The sequence below is a fragment of the Streptomyces sp. NPDC048361 genome (assembly GCF_040651795.1).
Classification (GTDB): domain Bacteria; phylum Actinomycetota; class Actinomycetes; order Streptomycetales; family Streptomycetaceae; genus Streptomyces.
This window is the reverse complement of the sequence record NZ_JBEZKW010000052.1, coordinates 1-15,597: the sequence shown is the minus strand read 5'-3', so window position 1 is coordinate 15,597 and position 15,597 is coordinate 1. Positions and strand designations below refer to the sequence as shown.

Annotated in this window: 12 protein-coding genes and 1 riboswitch; of the genes, 9 read left to right on the top strand and 3 right to left on the bottom strand. The window is 72.7% G+C overall.

What is annotated here, in order from left to right; translation table 11 throughout:
- Positions 1 to 5 precede the first annotated feature (5 nt).
- A complete protein-coding gene (locus AB0D31_RS26035) occupies positions 6 to 2,468 on the bottom strand; it encodes a DNA topoisomerase IV subunit A (RefSeq protein ID WP_362727497.1) in 2,463 nt (820 codons plus the stop codon).
- A gap of 240 nt (positions 2,469 to 2,708) precedes the next feature.
- On the opposite strand from AB0D31_RS26035, the gene AB0D31_RS26030 reads away from it, so the two are divergent.
- The 4 genes from AB0D31_RS26030 to AB0D31_RS26015 all read left to right on the top strand — a co-directional run bounded on the left by AB0D31_RS26030 (position 2,709) and on the right by AB0D31_RS26015 (position 7,464).
- On the top strand, positions 2,709 to 4,046 hold the full coding sequence (locus AB0D31_RS26030) for a pitrilysin family protein (protein WP_362727559.1): 1,338 nt from the start codon (positions 2,709 to 2,711) through the stop codon (positions 4,044 to 4,046).
- A gap of 17 nt (positions 4,047 to 4,063) precedes the next feature.
- Positions 4,064 to 5,428, top strand: coding sequence for a pitrilysin family protein (locus AB0D31_RS26025; protein WP_362727557.1), 1,365 nt, complete (start codon positions 4,064 to 4,066; stop codon positions 5,426 to 5,428).
- Between the two features lie 213 nt (positions 5,429 to 5,641).
- A riboswitch (cyclic di-AMP (ydaO/yuaA leader) is annotated at positions 5,642 to 5,802 on the top strand.
- A 13-nt stretch (positions 5,803 to 5,815) separates the two neighbouring features.
- Positions 5,816 to 6,580 (top strand): M23 family metallopeptidase, encoded by a 765-nt coding sequence (locus tag AB0D31_RS26020; protein ID WP_362727495.1) that lies wholly within the window; start codon positions 5,816 to 5,818, stop codon positions 6,578 to 6,580.
- Positions 6,581 to 6,786: 206 nt separating this feature from the next.
- Positions 6,787 to 7,464, top strand: coding sequence for a GntR family transcriptional regulator (locus AB0D31_RS26015; RefSeq protein WP_362727493.1), 678 nt, complete (start codon positions 6,787 to 6,789; stop codon positions 7,462 to 7,464).
- A gap of 136 nt (positions 7,465 to 7,600) precedes the next feature.
- Here the strand turns inward: AB0D31_RS26015 and AB0D31_RS26010 are convergent, their stop codons facing one another.
- Positions 7,601 to 7,882, bottom strand: coding sequence for an HPr family phosphocarrier protein (locus AB0D31_RS26010; RefSeq protein ID WP_362727492.1), 282 nt, complete (start codon positions 7,880 to 7,882; stop codon positions 7,601 to 7,603).
- A 152-nt stretch (positions 7,883 to 8,034) separates the two neighbouring features.
- Here AB0D31_RS26010 and AB0D31_RS26005 point away from each other — a divergent pair, with 152 nt between their 5' ends.
- From AB0D31_RS26005 to AB0D31_RS25990, 4 genes are read left to right on the top strand one after another with little or no spacing between them, the layout of a single operon-like run.
- The gene (locus tag AB0D31_RS26005) at positions 8,035 to 10,914 is read left to right on the top strand and encodes a GNAT family N-acetyltransferase (protein WP_362727490.1); all 2,880 of its coding nucleotides are present in this window, start codon (positions 8,035 to 8,037) and stop codon (positions 10,912 to 10,914) included.
- 49 nt (positions 10,915 to 10,963) lie between these two features.
- Positions 10,964 to 11,551, top strand: a complete 588-nt coding sequence (locus AB0D31_RS26000; protein WP_267056834.1) for a DUF5998 family protein — start codon at positions 10,964 to 10,966, stop codon at positions 11,549 to 11,551.
- Entirely contained in the window at positions 11,551 to 12,738 is a 1,188-nt protein-coding gene (locus AB0D31_RS25995; RefSeq protein ID WP_362727488.1) for a nucleotide pyrophosphatase/phosphodiesterase family protein, read from the top strand. The genes AB0D31_RS26000 and AB0D31_RS25995 overlap by 1 nt, the downstream gene beginning before the upstream one ends.
- Before the next feature lie 38 nt (positions 12,739 to 12,776).
- A complete protein-coding gene (locus tag AB0D31_RS25990) occupies positions 12,777 to 13,439 on the top strand; it encodes a thymidine kinase (protein ID WP_362727486.1) in 663 nt (220 codons plus the stop codon).
- A 12-nt stretch (positions 13,440 to 13,451) separates the two neighbouring features.
- Here AB0D31_RS25990 and AB0D31_RS25985 read toward each other — a convergent pair whose 3' ends face one another.
- Positions 13,452 to 14,222, bottom strand: coding sequence for a VOC family protein (locus AB0D31_RS25985; protein WP_362727485.1), 771 nt, complete (start codon positions 14,220 to 14,222; stop codon positions 13,452 to 13,454).
- Positions 14,223 to 14,434: 212 nt separating this feature from the next.
- On the opposite strand from AB0D31_RS25985, the gene AB0D31_RS25980 reads away from it, so the two are divergent.
- Positions 14,435 to 15,283 carry a sulfurtransferase gene (locus AB0D31_RS25980; protein WP_362727483.1) on the top strand — a complete coding sequence of 283 codons (849 nt, stop codon included), beginning with the start codon at positions 14,435 to 14,437 and terminating at the stop codon, positions 15,281 to 15,283.
- Positions 15,284 to 15,597: the final 314 nt, after the last annotated feature.

The following is a 15,597-nucleotide window of genomic DNA, read 5'->3' as shown; positions in this document are numbered from 1 at the left end:
CCCCGTTACGAGGCCGGGCCCGCCAGGATCGCCACGGGGGAGACCAGCGGTGTGCCCGAACCGTCACGGCGCGGGTCGAGCTCCGGGAGCTGCGCCGGGGCGCCGTTGGCCTGGGCGGCGCGCACCGGGGCCGGGCCGGCCCAGGCGAGCACCAGCTTGTCCTCACCCCTCAGGAACCGCTGACAGCGCACCCCGCCGGTGGCCCGGCCCTTGCGCGGATACTGGTCGAAGGGGGTCAGCTTCGCGGAGACCGCCGCATCGCCAAGGAGCGTCGCCCCCGAGCCCGCCACCGAGAACACCGCCGCGTCGCCCGCCGGGTCGACCACCGTGAACGAGATGACCTTGGCGCCGTCGGCCAGCTTGATGCCGGCCATGCCGCCCGCCGGCCGCCCCTGCGGGCGCACCTGGCTCGCCTGGTAGCGAAGGAGCTGGGCGTCGTCGGTGATGAAGACCAGGTCCTCCTCGCCGGTGCGCAACTCGGCCGCGCCCACGATCCGGTCACCGTCCTTGAGGGTGATGACCTCCAACTCGTCCTTGTTGGACGGGTAGTCGGGCACCACGCGCTTGACGACGCCCTGCTCGGTCCCGATCGCGAGCCCCGGTGACGACTCGTCGAGCGTGGTCAGGCACACCACCGTCTCGTCCGGCTCCAGCGAGGAGAGGAACTCCGAGATCGGGGCGCCGCCCGACAGGTTGGGCGCGGACGCCGTGTCCGGGAGCTGCGGCAGGTCGATCACCGCCAGCCTGAGCAGCCGTCCGGTGGACGTCACCACGCCCACATCGCCGCGCTGGGTCGCCGGCACCGCCGAGACGATCACATCGTGCTTGACCCGCTTGTCGTCCTCGCCCGGCACGAACGGCTCGCCATGGGCGGTACGCGCCAGCAGGCCCGTCGAGGAGAGCAGCACCCGGCACGGGTCGTCCGCGACCTCCAGGGCGACGGCCGAGACCGGGGCGCCCGCCGACTCCAGCAGGACCGTGCGCCGGTCGGTGCTGAACTTCTTCGCCACCGCGGCCAGTTCGGCCGAGACGAGCTTGCGCAGCTCGCCGTCCGAGTCGAGGATCCCGGTCAGCTCGTCGATCTCGCCGGTCAGCCGGTCGCGCTCGCTCTCCAGCTCGATCCGGTCGAACTTGGTGAGCCGGCGCAGCGGGGTGTCCAGGATGTACTGCGTCTGGATCTCGCTCAGCGAGAAGTGCTCGATGAGCCGCTGCTTCGCCTGCGCCGAGTTGTCACTCGACCGGATGATCCTGATGACCTCGTCGATGTCGACGAGCGCCACCAGCAGACCCTCGACCAGATGCAGCCGGTCGCGGCGCTTGGTGCGGCGGAACTCGCTGCGCCGGCGCACCACGGTGAAGCGGTGGTCGAGGTAGACCTCAAGGAGCTCCTTGAGACCCAGCGTCAGCGGCTGGCCGTCCACCAGGGCCACGTTGTTGATGCCGAAGGACTCCTCCATCGGCGTCAGCTTGTAGAGCTGCTCCAGAACGGCCTCCGGGACGAAGCCGTTCTTGACCTCGATGACCAGACGCAGGCCGTGCGAACGGTCGGTCAGGTCCTTCACATCGGCGATGCCCTGGAGCTTCTTCGAGCCGACCAGGTCCTTGATCTTGGAGATGACCTTCTCCGGGCCGACCGTGAACGGCAGCTCGGTGACGACCAGGCCCTTGCGGCGCGCCGTCACGTTCTCCACCGAGACCGTGGCCCGGATCTTGAAGGTGCCGCGCCCCGACTCGTACGCGTCCTTGATGCCCTGAAGGCCCACGATCCGCCCGCCCGTCGGCAGGTCGGGACCGGGCACGAAGCGCATCAGCGCCTCCAGGTCCGCCTGCGGATGCCGGATCAGATGGCGGGCCGCGGCGATGACCTCGCCCAGGTTGTGCGGCGGCATATTGGTCGCCATACCGACCGCGATCCCGGACGACCCGTTGACCAGCAGGTTCGGATAGGCGGCCGGCAGCGCGACCGGCTCCTGCTCCTGACCGTCGTAGTTGGAGGCGAAATCGACGGTGTCCTCGTCGATCGACTCCGTCATCAGCGAGGTGGCGTCCGCCATCTTGCACTCGGTGTACCGCATCGCGGCCGGCGGATCGTCGTTGCCGAGCGAACCGAAGTTGCCGTGCCCGTTGACCAGGGGCAGGCGCATCGAGAACGGCTGCGCCATGCGCACCAGGGCGTCGTAGATCGAGGCGTCGCCGTGCGGGTGCAGCTTGCCCATCACCTCGCCCACGACGCGGGCGCACTTCACATAGCCGCGGTCCGGGCGCAGGCCCATCTCGTTCATCTGGTAGACGATGCGGCGCTGGACGGGCTTCATCCCGTCCCGCGCGTCCGGCAGGGCCCGCGAGTAGATCACGGAGTACGCGTACTCGAGGAAGGAGCCCTGCATCTCGTCGACGACGTCGATGTCGAGGATCCGCTCCTCGAAGTCGTCGGGCGGCGGCGGGGTCTTCGTGCTGCGGCGGGCCATCGCGGCTGCTGCTCCTTCACGTACCGGATCGGATCTGGATCCGACCATTGTGGACCGTCCCACTGACAACGCCGACCGCGACCCGGGAACTTCGCCAGGTGCCCACGCGCTTGCATACAGTGGCAGGACTTCTTCATCCAGGACTTCTTCACCCAGGACTTCTTCACCCAGGTAGGACTTCCTCCGCCAGTACTCCACACTGCGGTACTGCACATCGCGAACGAAGGGACGTACATGCCCATGGGTCACACGGCCACAGCGCAGGCCGGCTCCGGCGGCCTGACAGCGACGGAGCACCGACTGGCCAACGGCCTGCGCGTGGTGCTCTCCGAGGACCACCTGACCCCGGTCGCCGCGGTGTGCCTCTGGTACGACGTGGGCTCGCGCCACGAGGTCAAGGGCCGCACCGGTCTCGCCCACCTCTTCGAGCACCTCATGTTCCAGGGCTCCCGGCAGGTGCACGGCAACGGCCACTTCGAGCTGGTGCAGGGGGCCGGCGGCTCGCTGAACGGCACCACCAGCTTCGAGCGCACCAACTACTTCGAGACCATGCCCGCCCACCAGGTGGAGCTCGCGCTCTGGCTGGAGGCCGACCGCATGGGCTCGCTGCTGGCCGCCCTCGACGAGGAGTCGATGGACAACCAGCGCGACGTCGTCAAGAACGAGCGCCGCCAGCGCTACGACAACGTGCCCTACGGCACCGCCTTCGAGAAGCTCACCGCCCTCGCCTACCCGGAGGGCCACCCCTACCACCACACCCCGATCGGCTCGATGGCCGACCTGGACGCGGCGACCCTCGACGACGCGCGGCAGTTCTTCCGCACGTACTACGCGCCCAACAACGCGGTGCTGTCGGTGGTCGGCGACATCGACCCCGAGCAGACGCTGGCCTGGGTGGAGAAGTACTTCGGCTCCATCCCCTCGCACGACGGCAAGCAGCCGCCCCGCGACGGCGCCCTGCCCGGCACCATCGGCGGTCAGCTGCGCGAGGTCGTCGAGGAGGACGTGCCGGCGCGCGCCCTGATGGCCGCCTACCGGCTGCCCCACGACGGCACCCGCGAGGCCGACGCCGCGGACCTGGCGCTGACCGTCCTCGGCGGCGGCGAGTCCTCCCGCCTCCACAACCGTCTGGTCCGCCGTGACCGCACCGCGGTCGCCGCCGGCTTCGGCCTGCTGCGGCTCGCCGGCGCCCCCTCGCTCGGCTGGCTCGACGTCAAGACCTCCGCCGGCGTCGAGGTCCCCGACATCGAGGCCGCCGTCGACGAGGAGCTCGCGCGGTTCGCCGCCGAGGGCCCGACCGACGAGGAGATGGAGCGCGCGCAGGCCCAGTTGGAGCGCGAATGGCTCGACCGGCTCGGCACCGTCGCCGGCCGCGCCGACGAACTGTGCCGCTACGCCGTCCTGTTCGGCGACCCGCAGCTCGCCCTGACCGCCGTCGACCGCGTCCTGGAGATCACCGCGGACGAGGTCAAGGCGATCGCCGCCGCGACGCTGCGCCCCGACAACCGGGCGGTCCTGGTGTACGAGCCCACCGCGGCACCCGAGGCAGGCAACGAAGAGGAAGAGGCGGGCCAGTGACGGACGCTGTCGTGACCATGGAGTTCCACCCGCAGCCCACCGCGGGCTCCGCCAAGCCGTGGGCCTTCCCGGCGCCCGAGCGCGGCACGCTCGACAACGGCCTGACGGTGCTGCGCTGCGACCGCCCCGGCCAGCAGGTCGTCGCCGTCGAGATCTTCCTCGCGGCGCCGCTCGACGCCGAGCCCGAGGGCCTCGACGGCGTTGCCACGATCATGGCGCGCGCCCTGACCGAGGGCACCGACAAGCACTCGGCCGAGGAGTTCGCCGCGGAGCTTGAGCGGTGCGGGGCCACCCTCGACGCGCACGCCGACCACCCCGGCGTCCGGGTCTCCCTCGAAGTGCCGGTCTCGCGGCTGCCCAAGGCGCTCTCGCTGCTCGCCGAGGCGCTGCGGGCCCCCGCGTTCGCCGAGTCCGAGATCGAGCGCCTCGTGGCCAACCGGCTCGACGAGATCCCGCACGAGCAGGCCAATCCGGCCCGGCGCGCCGCCAAGCAGCTCTCCAAGGAGCTGTTCCCGGCCACCGCGCGGATGTCCCGCCCCCGCCAGGGCACCGAAGAGACCGTCGCGGCGATCGACGCGGCCGCGGTGCGCGCCTTCTACGAGGCGTACGTGCGGCCCGCGACGGCCGTCGCCGTCATCGTCGGCGACCTGTCGGGCACCGACCTCGACGCGATCCTCGCGGACACCCTGGGCGCCTGGACCGGCACCACCGCGAAGGCCCGTCCCGTCCCGCCGATCACCGCCGACGACACCGGCCGGGTCGTCATCGTGGACCGCCCCGGCGCCGTCCAGACCCAGCTGCTCATCGGCCGTATCGGCGCCGACCGCCACGACCGCGTGTGGGCGGCCCAGGTGCTCGGCACGTACTGCCTGGGCGGCACCCTCACCTCGCGCCTGGACCGCGTCCTGCGCGAGGAGAAGGGCTACACCTACGGCGTGCGCTCCTTCGGCCAGGTGCTGCGCTCGGGGCCGGACGGCGGCGCCGCGATGCTCGCCATCAGCGGCTCGGTCGACACCCCCAACACCGGGCCCGCCCTCGACGACCTGTGGAAGGTGCTGCGCAAGCTCGCCGCCGAGGGTCTGACGGACGCCGAGCGCGAGAGCGCCGTACAGAACCTGGTGGGGGTCGCGCCCCTCAAGTACGAGACGGCGGCCGCGGTCGCCGCGACCCTCGCCGACCAGGTCGAGCAGTTCCTGCCGGACGACTACCAGGCGCAGTTGTACGCACAGCTCGCCGAGACCGGCACCGTGGAGGCGACGGCGGCCGTCGTCAACGCCTTCCCCGCCGACCGGCTCGTCACGGTCCTCGTGGGCGACGCGGCCCAGATCGAGGAGCCCGTGCGGGCGCTCGGCATCGGTGAAGTGAGCGTCGTCACAGGCTGATTGACACGTCTTTGGGCCCCGGACCCCCGGGGCATACGGGACCCCGGTGGCGGCTGCGCCCCCGGGGTCTCCCCATATGTCCGGTTTATTGCAGAGGTTGCCTGTCTGGCGTGTGGCGTGCGCAACAAAAACCTGTGTCTGTTTGGTGATTGAAAGATCAGCCGTCTAGCGTCAACCGCGCTGTCCGTCACCACCCGTCGCAGCCGCGGCACCGGACAGTGATCGCCGAGTCCCCGTATGGCGCGAGCCTGGGGAGCCGGGGACCCACTCAGTCCCTGGGGTGAATCGGACGCCTCCGCCCGCGGAGGAGCCCGTAGGAGACCTTCCTGCTCCGAACCCGTCAGCTAACCCGGTAGGCGAGATGGAAGGAAAGGACACCGCCACTCCATGGCGTTCACCCGTGCCACCGGGAAACACCGCGCGCCCAGCCGGATGACGCGCCGCAGCGCGAACATCGCGGGCATCGCCACCCTCGCCACCGCCGGAGTCGTAGGCACCCTCGCCTCCCCGGCCGTCGCCGCCCCGAGCACCACCACCGACACCGGCCTGACTCAGGCCATCGTCATCGGCGACACCCTCGCCGACCAGCTGGACGCCCAGGCCGACGCGCAGAAGCAGGCCGCCGCGAAGGCCAAGGCGAAGGCGGAGGCCGAGGCGGAGGCCAAGCGCAAGGCCGAGCAGCGCGCCCAGGAGGCACGCGAGGCCAAGGAGCGCGCGGCGCGCGAGGCGGAGCGCAAGCGGCTCAACACCTTCGTCGCCCCCATAGCCAACAGCTATGTGTCCACGGGCTACAAGACCGGCGGATCGCTGTGGTCCTCCGGCAGCCACACCGGTATCGACTTCCACGCGGGCATCGGCACCCCGGTGCACGCGGTGGGCATGGGCACCGTCGTCGAGGCCGGCCCGGGCGGCGCGTACGGCAACAACATCGTGATCAAGATGCACGACGGCACGTACACGCAGTACGGCCACCTCTCGGTCATCCAGGTCTCCGTCGGTCAGTCCGTGGAGCCGGGCACCCAGATCGCCCTCTCGGGCAACACCGGCAACACCACGGGCCCGCACCTGCACTTCGAGGCCCGCACCGGCCCGGAGTACGGCTCGGACATCGACCCGGTCGCCTATCTGCGCTCGCACGGCGTGACCGTCTGAGGCGTCCCGCCGACCCCCGCGCACACCGAAGACCCCTGGCTCCGCGCCGGGGGTCTTCGCCGTTGGCCCGCCGGCCCGTTGGCCGAAAGGCGTTCCCGCGCGCCGCCCGTCACCCGGACGTAACAGGCCTGCCCTACAGTCCCCGGACGGCCGCCGACGAGGCGCTGCCCAGCCGCTTTCGGCGACGATCCCAGAGGAGGTCCGGCGTGCGGGTTCCGGCGCGTTCCATCGTCACGGCTCTGCGCGGTGACATCGTCTCGGGTGTCTTCGCGCCCGGCGCCCGGCTCGCCGAGGAGGCCCTCGCGCGCCGTTACGGGGTCTCCCGCGTCCCGGTCCGCGAGGCGCTGCGCACCCTGGAGTCCGAGGGGTTCGTCACCACCCGCCGGCACGTCGGCGCCTGTGTCGCCGAACTCGGCGACCAGGAGGCCGCCGACCTCCTCGAACTGCGCCTGCTCCTGGAGCCGTTGGCCGCGGCCCGCGCCGCCCAACGGCACGAAGAGGCCCATCTCCGGGTACTGCGCGGCCTGGTGAGGCTGGGTCAGGAACGGGCAGGGCGCAGCCGGGGCGAGGACGCGCGCTCACTGTGGGGCTGGTTCCACGAGACGCTGGCCCAGGCCTCCGCGAGCCCCGGCCTGATCGCGCTGCTCACACAGGTGCGGCACAAGGTGGACTGGATGTACGTGACCGACCCGCCGGAGCGCCCGGCCGAGGCCTGGGCCGAACTCGGCGCGATCACCGACGCGGTGGCACGCGGCGACGCCCAACGCGCCCGCGCACTCACCGCCCAGCACGCCGAGCGCACCTTTCCGGCCCATCGGCTGCGCAGCCCCGATGCGGTGAGCACCCCGCAACGCGCCGTCAACACGGCGGGTGCGCGCGCGTAACGGGGGTGCCGCGCAGGCAGGGGCGACGCAGGTGCGGCTGCCGGGACCGGAGCGTGCGGGGGGACCCGCGGACAGACAAAAGGACCGCCGGGCCCGCATCCGGGTCCCGCGGTCCTCCGGTGTGACGTCGACCGGGTCAGACGGTCTCGGGGAGCTCCTCGAGACCCTCCGCGACCAGCTTGGCCAGACGGTCGAGCGCGGCGTCCGCGCCCTCGGCGTCGGAGGCCAGCACGATCTCCTCGCCGCCCTGCGCACCCAGGCCGAGCACCGCGAGCATGGACGCGGCGTTGACCGGGTTGCCGTCGGCCTTGGAGATCGTCATGGGGACTCCGGCGGCCGTGGCGGCACGGACGAAGATGGACGCGGGGCGGGCGTGCAGGCCCTCGGCCCAGCCGACGTTGACGCGGCGCTCAGCCATGGTGTTGCCCTTCGAAATCTCTGACGGTTGTCTAGACCAGTCTCTCATGGGGTGTGCGGTGCTCCTACCGACCTTAGGCCCGGGTGTGCCGCCGATCGGCCCTTGCCACTTTCCCCCGCCCCGTACGGCCCCGCGACCCGTACGCTTTCCGTATGACGACGGCGTCCGACCCCGCGTACCCCGCCCACTGGGAGGCCGACGTGGTGCTCCGCGACGGCGGCACCGCGCGCATCAGGCCCATCAACGCCGAGGACGCCGACCGGCTCGTCTCCTTCTACGAGCTGGTCTCGGACGAGTCGAAGTACTACCGCTTCTTCGCGCCCTACCCGCGCCTGTCCGCCAAGGACGTCCACCGCTTCACCCATCACGACTACGTCGACCGGGTCGGGCTGGCGGCGACCGTCGGCGGCGAGTTCATCGCGACCGTCCGCTACGACCGGATCAACGCCCAGGGCCGGCCGGCCTCCGCACCCGCCGACGAGGCCGAGGTCGCCTTCCTCGTCCAGGACGCTCATCAGGGCCGGGGCGTCGCCTCCACCCTGCTCGAACACATCGCGGCCGTCGCCCGCGAGCGCGGCATCCGGCGGTTCGCGGCCGAGGTGCTGCCCGCCAACAGCAAGATGATCAAGGTGTTCACGGACGCCGGCTACCAGCAGAAGCGCTCCTTCGAGGACGGCTCGGTCCATCTCACCCTCGATCTGGAACCCACCGCCGAGTCGCTCGCCGTGCAGCGCGCCCGTGAGCACCGCGCCGAGGCGCGCTCCGTGCAGCGGCTGCTCGCGCCCGGCTCGGTCGCGGTCATCGGCGCCGGCCGCGCCCCCGGCGGTGTCGGCCGCGCGGTGCTGCGCAACCTCCTGGACGCGGGCTTCACGGGCCGCGTCCACGCCGTGAACCACGCGCTCACCGCGGAGCAGCGCGAACTCGACGGTGTCCCCGCCGTCCCCTCCGTCGGCGCGATCGGCGAACCGGTCGACCTCGCGATCATCGCGGTGCCCGCCGAGCGGGTGCCGCAGGCCGTCGCCGACTGCGGCGAACACGGCGTCCAGGGCCTGGTGGTCCTGTCGGCCGACTACGCGGAGAGCGGCCCGCGGGGCAGGGAGCGCCAGCGCGCCCTGGTGCGCCAGGCCCGTTCGTACGGGATGCGTCTGATCGGCCCCAACGCGTTCGGGATCATCAACACCGCGGCCGGCGTCCGCCTGAACGCCTCGCTCGCCCCGGAGGCGCCGCCCGCCGGCCGCATCGGCCTGTTCACCCAGTCCGGCGCGATCGGCATCGCCCTCCTGTCCGGGCTCTACCGGCGTGGTGCGGGCCTGTCCACGTTCATCTCGTCGGGCAACCGGGCCGACGTCTCGGGCAATGACTTCCTCCAGTACTGGTACGAGGACCCCGACACCGATGTCGTGCTGCTCTACCTCGAATCCATCGGCAATCCGCGCAAGTTCACCCGTCTCGCCCGCCGTACGGCCGCGGCCAAGCCCGTCGTGGTGGTCAAGGGCGCCCGGCACAGCGGCACCACCCCGCCGGGCCACGCGGTGCCGGTGACCCGGGTGCCGGACGCCACGGTCTCGGCGCTGCTGCGTCAGGCCGGCGTCATCCTGGTGGGCACGGTCACCGAACTCGTCGACGCCGGCCTGCTCCTCGCGAGCCAGCCGCTGCCGGCCGGGCCGCGCGTGGCGATCCTCGGCAACTCCGAATCGCTCGGCCTCCTGACGTACGACGCCTGTCTGACCGAGGGGTTGCGTCCACGCAGGCCGCTCGACCTGACGACGGCGGCGACCCCGGCCGACTTCCGCACGGCGCTGGCTGCCGCGCTGGCCGACAACAGGTGCGACGCGGTCGTGGTGACCGCCATTCCCTGGGTCGGCGAGAGCGGAGCGCTGGAGTCCGGCGACGGCCGGGTCCTGGCCGACGCCCTGCGCGAGGCCGCCGCCACGGCTCCGGCGAAGCCGGTCGCGGTGGTCCACGTGGAGATCGGCGGCCTCGCGGAGGCCCTGTCGGCGGCCACCCGCACGGCCCCCCGCCCCGCCGGCCCGATCGAACCGTCCCCCCAGCCCACGGCATACGCGACCTCGCCGAGCCCCGCTACAGCACGGCCCGGCACCCCCACCGGCAGTCAGTCGGAAAGCGGCCCGGCGCGCGCCCCGGCCACCCCCGCCGCGGCGCAGCCAATCCCCGCCTACCCCGCCGCCGAGCGAGCCGTACGGGCCCTCGCCGAAGCCGTGCGCTACGCCGAGTGGCGGCGCGCGGCGGCCGACCCCGGCAAGGTGGGGGAGTACGACGACATCGACGAGACCGGGGCCGCCGCGCTGATCGAGCGCCTGCTCGGGCCGGACCCCGACCCCCGCGGCACCACCCTGGCCGCCGCGGACGGCGAGGAGCTGATGGCCCGGTACGGCATCGCGGTGCACCCCACGCTGCCCGCGCCGGACGTGGCCCACGCCGTCGAGGCCGCAGGCCGCCTCGGCTACCCCGTCGCCCTCAAGACCACCGCCCCGCACCTGCGCCACCGCCCCGACCTCGGCGGCGTCCGCCTCGACCTCGCCGACGAACACCAACTCGCCCGTGCATATGCCGAATTGACGGCCACGCTCGGCAAGCCGGAAGAGCTGGCTCCGGTCGTGCAGGCCATGGTCCCGCGCGGCGTGGACACCGTCGTACGCGCCTCGATCGACTCCGCGGTCGGCGCGGTGCTCTCGTTCGGCCTTGCCGGAGCCGCGTCCGAGCTCCTCGGCGACACCTCCCACCGGCTCATCCCGGCCACCGACCGTGACGCGGCCGAGCTGCTCAGAACCATCAGGACGGCGCCGCTCCTGTTCGGGTGGCGCGGCTCCGCGCCCGTCGACACCGCGGCCCTCGAAGAGCTGCTGCTGCGGGTGGGGCGGCTGGTCGACGACCACCCCGAGGTGGTCGCCGTCGGCCTTGAGCCCGTCATCGTCGCCCAGCAGGGCCTCGCGGTGCTCGGCGCGACGGTCCGTCTCGCCCCCGCCCCGGCCCTCGGCGATCTCGGTCCCAGGCGTCTGCCCAGCTACTGAGAGCCCGCGCCGGGCCACCGGCCCCCTGCGGCCCCTTAAGATGGACCCCATGGCGAAGACCGGTACGACGACCCAAGGGCTCCGCGCGGCGATCGAGCGCAGCGGCTACTACCCGGCCCTGGTGGCCGAGGCGGTGGAGGCCGCAGTCGGCGGGGAGCCGATCGCGTCGTACCTGGTGCACCAGGAAACCACCTTCGACGCCAACGAGGTACGCCGCCATGTGACGGTCCTCGTGCTCACGGACAACCGTTTCATCGTCAGCCACACCGACGAGCAGAACGCCGACACCAGCTCCCCGACGCCGTACGCGACGACCTCGACGGAGTCCGTGAAGCTCGCCCGGATCTCGTCCGTCGTGGTGAGCCGTGTCGTCGCCAACCCCGAGTCGTACACCCCGGGCACCCTGCCCCGCGAGGTCGTCCTCACCATCGGCTGGGGCGCGGTCTCCCGGCTCGACCTGGAGCCCGCCGCCTGCGGCGACCCCAACTGTGACGCCGACCACGGATACACCGGCAACTCCACCGCCGACGACCTGAGCCTGCGGGTCAGCGAGGCGGGTGACGGCCCCGACACCGTCCGCCAGACCCTGGCCTTCGCCCAGGCGCTGTCCGAGGCGACCGCGGCGACCGGCCGCTGATGGCCCAGCCCGCCTGGCAGGATCCCGAACCCCTCGCCCTCGACACCGCGCCCGTCCCCGAGTACGGCACCGGATCGCTCGCCGATCTGCTGCCCACCCTCGTGGCCGGCCAGGGCGTACCCGGATTCGAGCAGCGCATCGCCGAGCTCACGCCCGCCGACCGCAACTGTGTCTTCCTCATCGACGGCCTCGGCTGGGAGCAGATCAGGGCCCACCCCGACGAGGCGCCTTATCTGCACGCCCTGCTCCCCACCTCGCGGGGCGGCACCGGGCGGCCGATAACCGCGGGATTCCCCGCGACCACCGCGACCTCGCTCGCCTCGGTCGGCACCGGGCTCGCCCCCGGCGAGCACGGGCTGCCCGGCTACACCGTGCGCGACCCGGACGCCGGCGAGCTGATGAACCAGCTCCGCTGGAAGCCCTGGACCGACCCGCACGTCTGGCAGCCGTACCCCACCGTCTTCCACCTCGCCGACCAGGCCGGTGTGCACACCGCGCAGGTCTCCGCGCCGGACTTCCAGCACACCCCGCTCACCAAGATCGCACTGAGCGGCGGCACCTTCCGCGGCAAGCTCTCCGGCGAGGACCGCATGGACCTCGCAGCGGCCCAACTCGCCGCCGGAGACCGCTCGTTGGTCTACACGTACTACTCCGAGGTCGACGGCAAGGGTCACCGCTTCGGCGTCGACTCGGACGCCTGGCGCGGCCAGCTGATGTACGTCGACCGGCTCGCCCAGCGCCTCGCCGAACAGCTCCCGCCCCGCGCGGCCCTCTACATCACCGCCGACCACGGCATGATCGACATCCCCTTCGACGAACAGTCCCGCATCGACTTCGACGAGGACTGGGAGCTGCGGGCCGGTGTCGCCCTGCTCGGCGGCGAGGGCCGGGCCCGCCATGTGTACGCGGTGCCGGGCGCCCAGGCGGACGTGCTGACCTGCTGGCGCGAGGTGCTCGGCGAGCAGTTCTGGGTGGCGGGCCGCGACGAGGCGATCGCCGCGGGCTGGTTCGGTCCCCGGATCGACGAGCGGGTGTACGGCCGGATCGGCGACGTGGTGGCCGCGGCCCGCGACGACGTCGTCATCACCGCGTCGCGGCGCGAGCCCCACGAGTCCCTGATGGTCGGCAACCACGGCTCGATGACCCCGGTGGAACAGCTCGTACCGCTCCTCGAAGTACGCTCGTAGCCACCCACCCCTCAGATCTGAAAGGCCGTCACCCTCCCATGCCCGAGCTGGTGTTCTTCTCCGGAACGATGGACTGCGGAAAGAGCACCCTCGCTCTTCAGATCGAGCACAACCGCTCGGCGCGAGGCCTTCAGGGCATGATCTTCACGCGGGACGACCGCGCGGGCACGGGCAAGCTGTCGTCCCGGCTCGGTCTCGTCACCGACGCGGTCGAGGCCGCCGACGGCTTCGACTTCTACGCCCACCTCGTCGCCCACCTCTCCAAGGGCGGCCGCTGCGACTACGTCATCGCGGACGAGGCACAGTTCCTCGCGCCGGAGCAGATCGACCAGCTGGCCCGGGTCGTCGACGACCTCGACCTCGACGTCTTCGCGTTCGGCATCACCACCGACTTCCGCTCCAAGCTGTTCCCCGGCTCCCAGCGGCTCGTCGAACTCGCCGACCGCGTCGAGGTGCTCCAGGTCGAGGCGCTGTGCTGGTGCGGCGCCCGCGCCACCCACAACGCCCGCACCATAGGCGGCCAGATGGTCGTCGAGGGCGCCCAGGTCGTCGTCGGCGACGTCAACCAGGCGGCGGACGAGGTCGGTTACGAGGTGCTGTGCCGGCGCCACCACCGGCGCCGCATGACCGCCGCCGCGGCCCGTGCCGCCGCGCTCTCCCCGGACGTACTCCCGGTCGACGCCGAAGCGGCCCGCGCCTGAGAACCCGCGGGCTCAGACCGACCGTACGAGGGTGAACACCGCGCCCTCGGGGTCGGCGACCGTCGCGGCCCGGCCGCTCGTGTCCTCGCGTGGCCGGCGCAGCACGTGACCGCCCAGTTCGGAGACCCGCAGAGCCGCCCCGTCGACGTCCGCCACCTCGAAGTACGTCATCCAGTGCGAGCCCTTGTCGCGGGGCAGTGCGTTGCCCGCGCCGTGCAGCGAGGCGACGGGCCTGCCCTCCAGGTGCAGGGTCACCTGGTCGAAGTCGGCCGAGATGACGGGCTCCACGTCGTAGCCGAACAGCGCCTGGTAGAACTTGGCGACCGATGAGGTCTCGCGGGTGACGAGTTCGTTCCAGGTGGGCGTGCCGGGCGCGCCCGCGACGGCGGCGCCGATGTGCGCGCCGCCCTGCCAGATGCCGAACACGGCGCCGGCGGGATCCGACGCGATCGCCATCCGGCCCGCCTCGCCCGCGTCGAGCGGGCCGACCCCCACGGTGCCGCCGCAGTGCCGGATCGTCTCGGCGGTCGCGTCCGCGTCGTCGGTCGCCAAGTAGGTGGTCCACGCGATCGGCAGATGACGGTCGGGCGGCAACTGGCCGATCCCGGCGACCTCCTGGCCGTCGAGCAGGGCGCGGACGTAGGGGCCGAGCTGCTGCGGGCCGGGGATGAACTCCCAGCCGAACAGTGCGCCGTAGAACTCCTGGGTCGCGGCCAGACCGTGCACCATGAGACTCACCCAGCAGGGTGTGCCAGGGATGCGCCGGGTCTCCGACTGGGTCATCGTCACTCTCTCCTCGGCCGTCGCGAAACTGCTGCTCGCAGGGTGCGCTGCACAAACCCGCGCACCCGGGCCGATGGTTCCACCACGGACGCCGCGGAGCGCCCCGGCCGCGCCGCATTTGGCGCGTTCCCGCAGGAGCTTGCCCGCTTTGGGGCCGCTCACCCGTTTCCTGGGCGTTACGTTCCGGGCGGACTCTGCGCGAGGATGACCCCATGAATCACCTCATCACCGCAGCCGACCTCGCGACCGAACTGGCAAGCCACCGGCCGCCGGTCCTGCTCGACATCCGCTGGCAGCTGACCTCCGCGAAGGCGGCGGGGGCCGCGCCGTTCGACGGCCGGGCCGCGTACGAGGCCGGGCACCTGCCCGGCGCCGTCTTCGTCGACCTCGACGCGGAACTCGCCGGGCCGCCCGGATCCGGCGGCAGGCACCCGCTCCCGGACATGGCCGGATTCGGCCGGGTGATGCGCGGCGCCGGCGTGTCGAGGGGTACGCCGGTCGTGGTCTACGACGGCGGTCAGGGCTGGGCCGCGGCCCGCGCCTGGTGGCTGCTGCGCTGGGCCGGCCACGACGACGTACGGGTGCTCGACGGTGGACTCGCCGCCTGGACGGGCCCGCTCTCCACCGGCCTTCCCGCGCCTGTCGAGGGCGACTTCCGGCCCGAGCCGGGCGCGGTCGGGCTCCTCGACGCGGACGGGGCGGCCGCGCTGGCCCGCTCCGGAGTGCTGCTCGACGCACGCGCGGCGGAGCGGTACCGCGGGGATGTCGAGCCCATCGACCGGGTGGGCGGGCACATCCCGGGTGCCCTGTCGGCGCCGACGACCGAGAACGTGGGCCCGGACGGCCGCTTCCTGCAGGCCGCCGAACTGGCCGCCCGCTTCAAGGCGCTTGGCGCCGCGGACACTGAGGTCGGTGTCTACTGCGGCTCCGGTGTCTCCGGCGCGCACGAGGTGCTCGCGCTGGCCGTGGCGGGCATCCCGGCGGCGCTGTACGCCGGTTCGTGGTCCGAGTGGTCCTCGGACGAGTCCCGCCCGGTGGCGACGGGCCCCGACCCCCAGTAGCCCCGGGACGCGCTCTCGGCACGGCTCCGCCGCGGTGGGGCGGGGGTGGCCTTGGTGTGCAGGGTGCCCTGCGTTTCTTGGGGGCGCGGGGGAACTGCGCGACCAGCCACGCACGGTCCGCACCCGGCCGGGGTTGCCGGGGCTTCGCCCCAGGCCCTGGGATGCCCCACCCCGCCCCTTCCCGAAACCCTCCAGGGGCTGGGAACGGGCTGAGGCCCAAACCCCGGGGGGGGGGCCGGCCCGGAGCGCGGGCGGCCGCACCGGCCCCGGGCCGAGAGCCACGCCCGGGGGGGGGGGGGGCGCGGGCCCGGCAG

Excerpts from the sequence above, each read along its gene's own strand:
- AB0D31_RS25995 (WP_362727488.1), top strand. The coding sequence starts at position 11,551 with ATGGCCCAGCCCGCCTGGCAGGATCCCGAACCCCTCGCCCTCGACACC.
- AB0D31_RS26035 (WP_362727497.1), bottom strand. The coding sequence starts at position 2,468 with ATGGCCCGCCGCAGCACGAAGACCCCGCCGCCGCCCGACGACTTCGAG.
- AB0D31_RS25985 (WP_362727485.1), bottom strand. The coding sequence starts at position 14,222 with ATGACCCAGTCGGAGACCCGGCGCATCCCTGGCACACCCTGCTGGGTG.
- AB0D31_RS26025 (WP_362727557.1), top strand. The coding sequence starts at position 4,064 with ATGGAGTTCCACCCGCAGCCCACCGCGGGCTCCGCCAAGCCGTGGGCC.
- AB0D31_RS26005 (WP_362727490.1), top strand. The coding sequence starts at position 8,035 with ATGACGACGGCGTCCGACCCCGCGTACCCCGCCCACTGGGAGGCCGAC.
- AB0D31_RS26000 (WP_267056834.1), top strand. The coding sequence starts at position 10,964 with ATGGCGAAGACCGGTACGACGACCCAAGGGCTCCGCGCGGCGATCGAG.
- AB0D31_RS25990 (WP_362727486.1), top strand. The coding sequence starts at position 12,777 with ATGCCCGAGCTGGTGTTCTTCTCCGGAACGATGGACTGCGGAAAGAGC.
- AB0D31_RS26030 (WP_362727559.1), top strand. The coding sequence starts at position 2,709 with ATGGGTCACACGGCCACAGCGCAGGCCGGCTCCGGCGGCCTGACAGCG.
- AB0D31_RS26020 (WP_362727495.1), top strand. The coding sequence starts at position 5,816 with ATGGCGTTCACCCGTGCCACCGGGAAACACCGCGCGCCCAGCCGGATG.
- AB0D31_RS26010 (WP_362727492.1), bottom strand. The coding sequence starts at position 7,882 with ATGGCTGAGCGCCGCGTCAACGTCGGCTGGGCCGAGGGCCTGCACGCC.
- AB0D31_RS25980 (WP_362727483.1), top strand. The coding sequence starts at position 14,435 with ATGAATCACCTCATCACCGCAGCCGACCTCGCGACCGAACTGGCAAGC.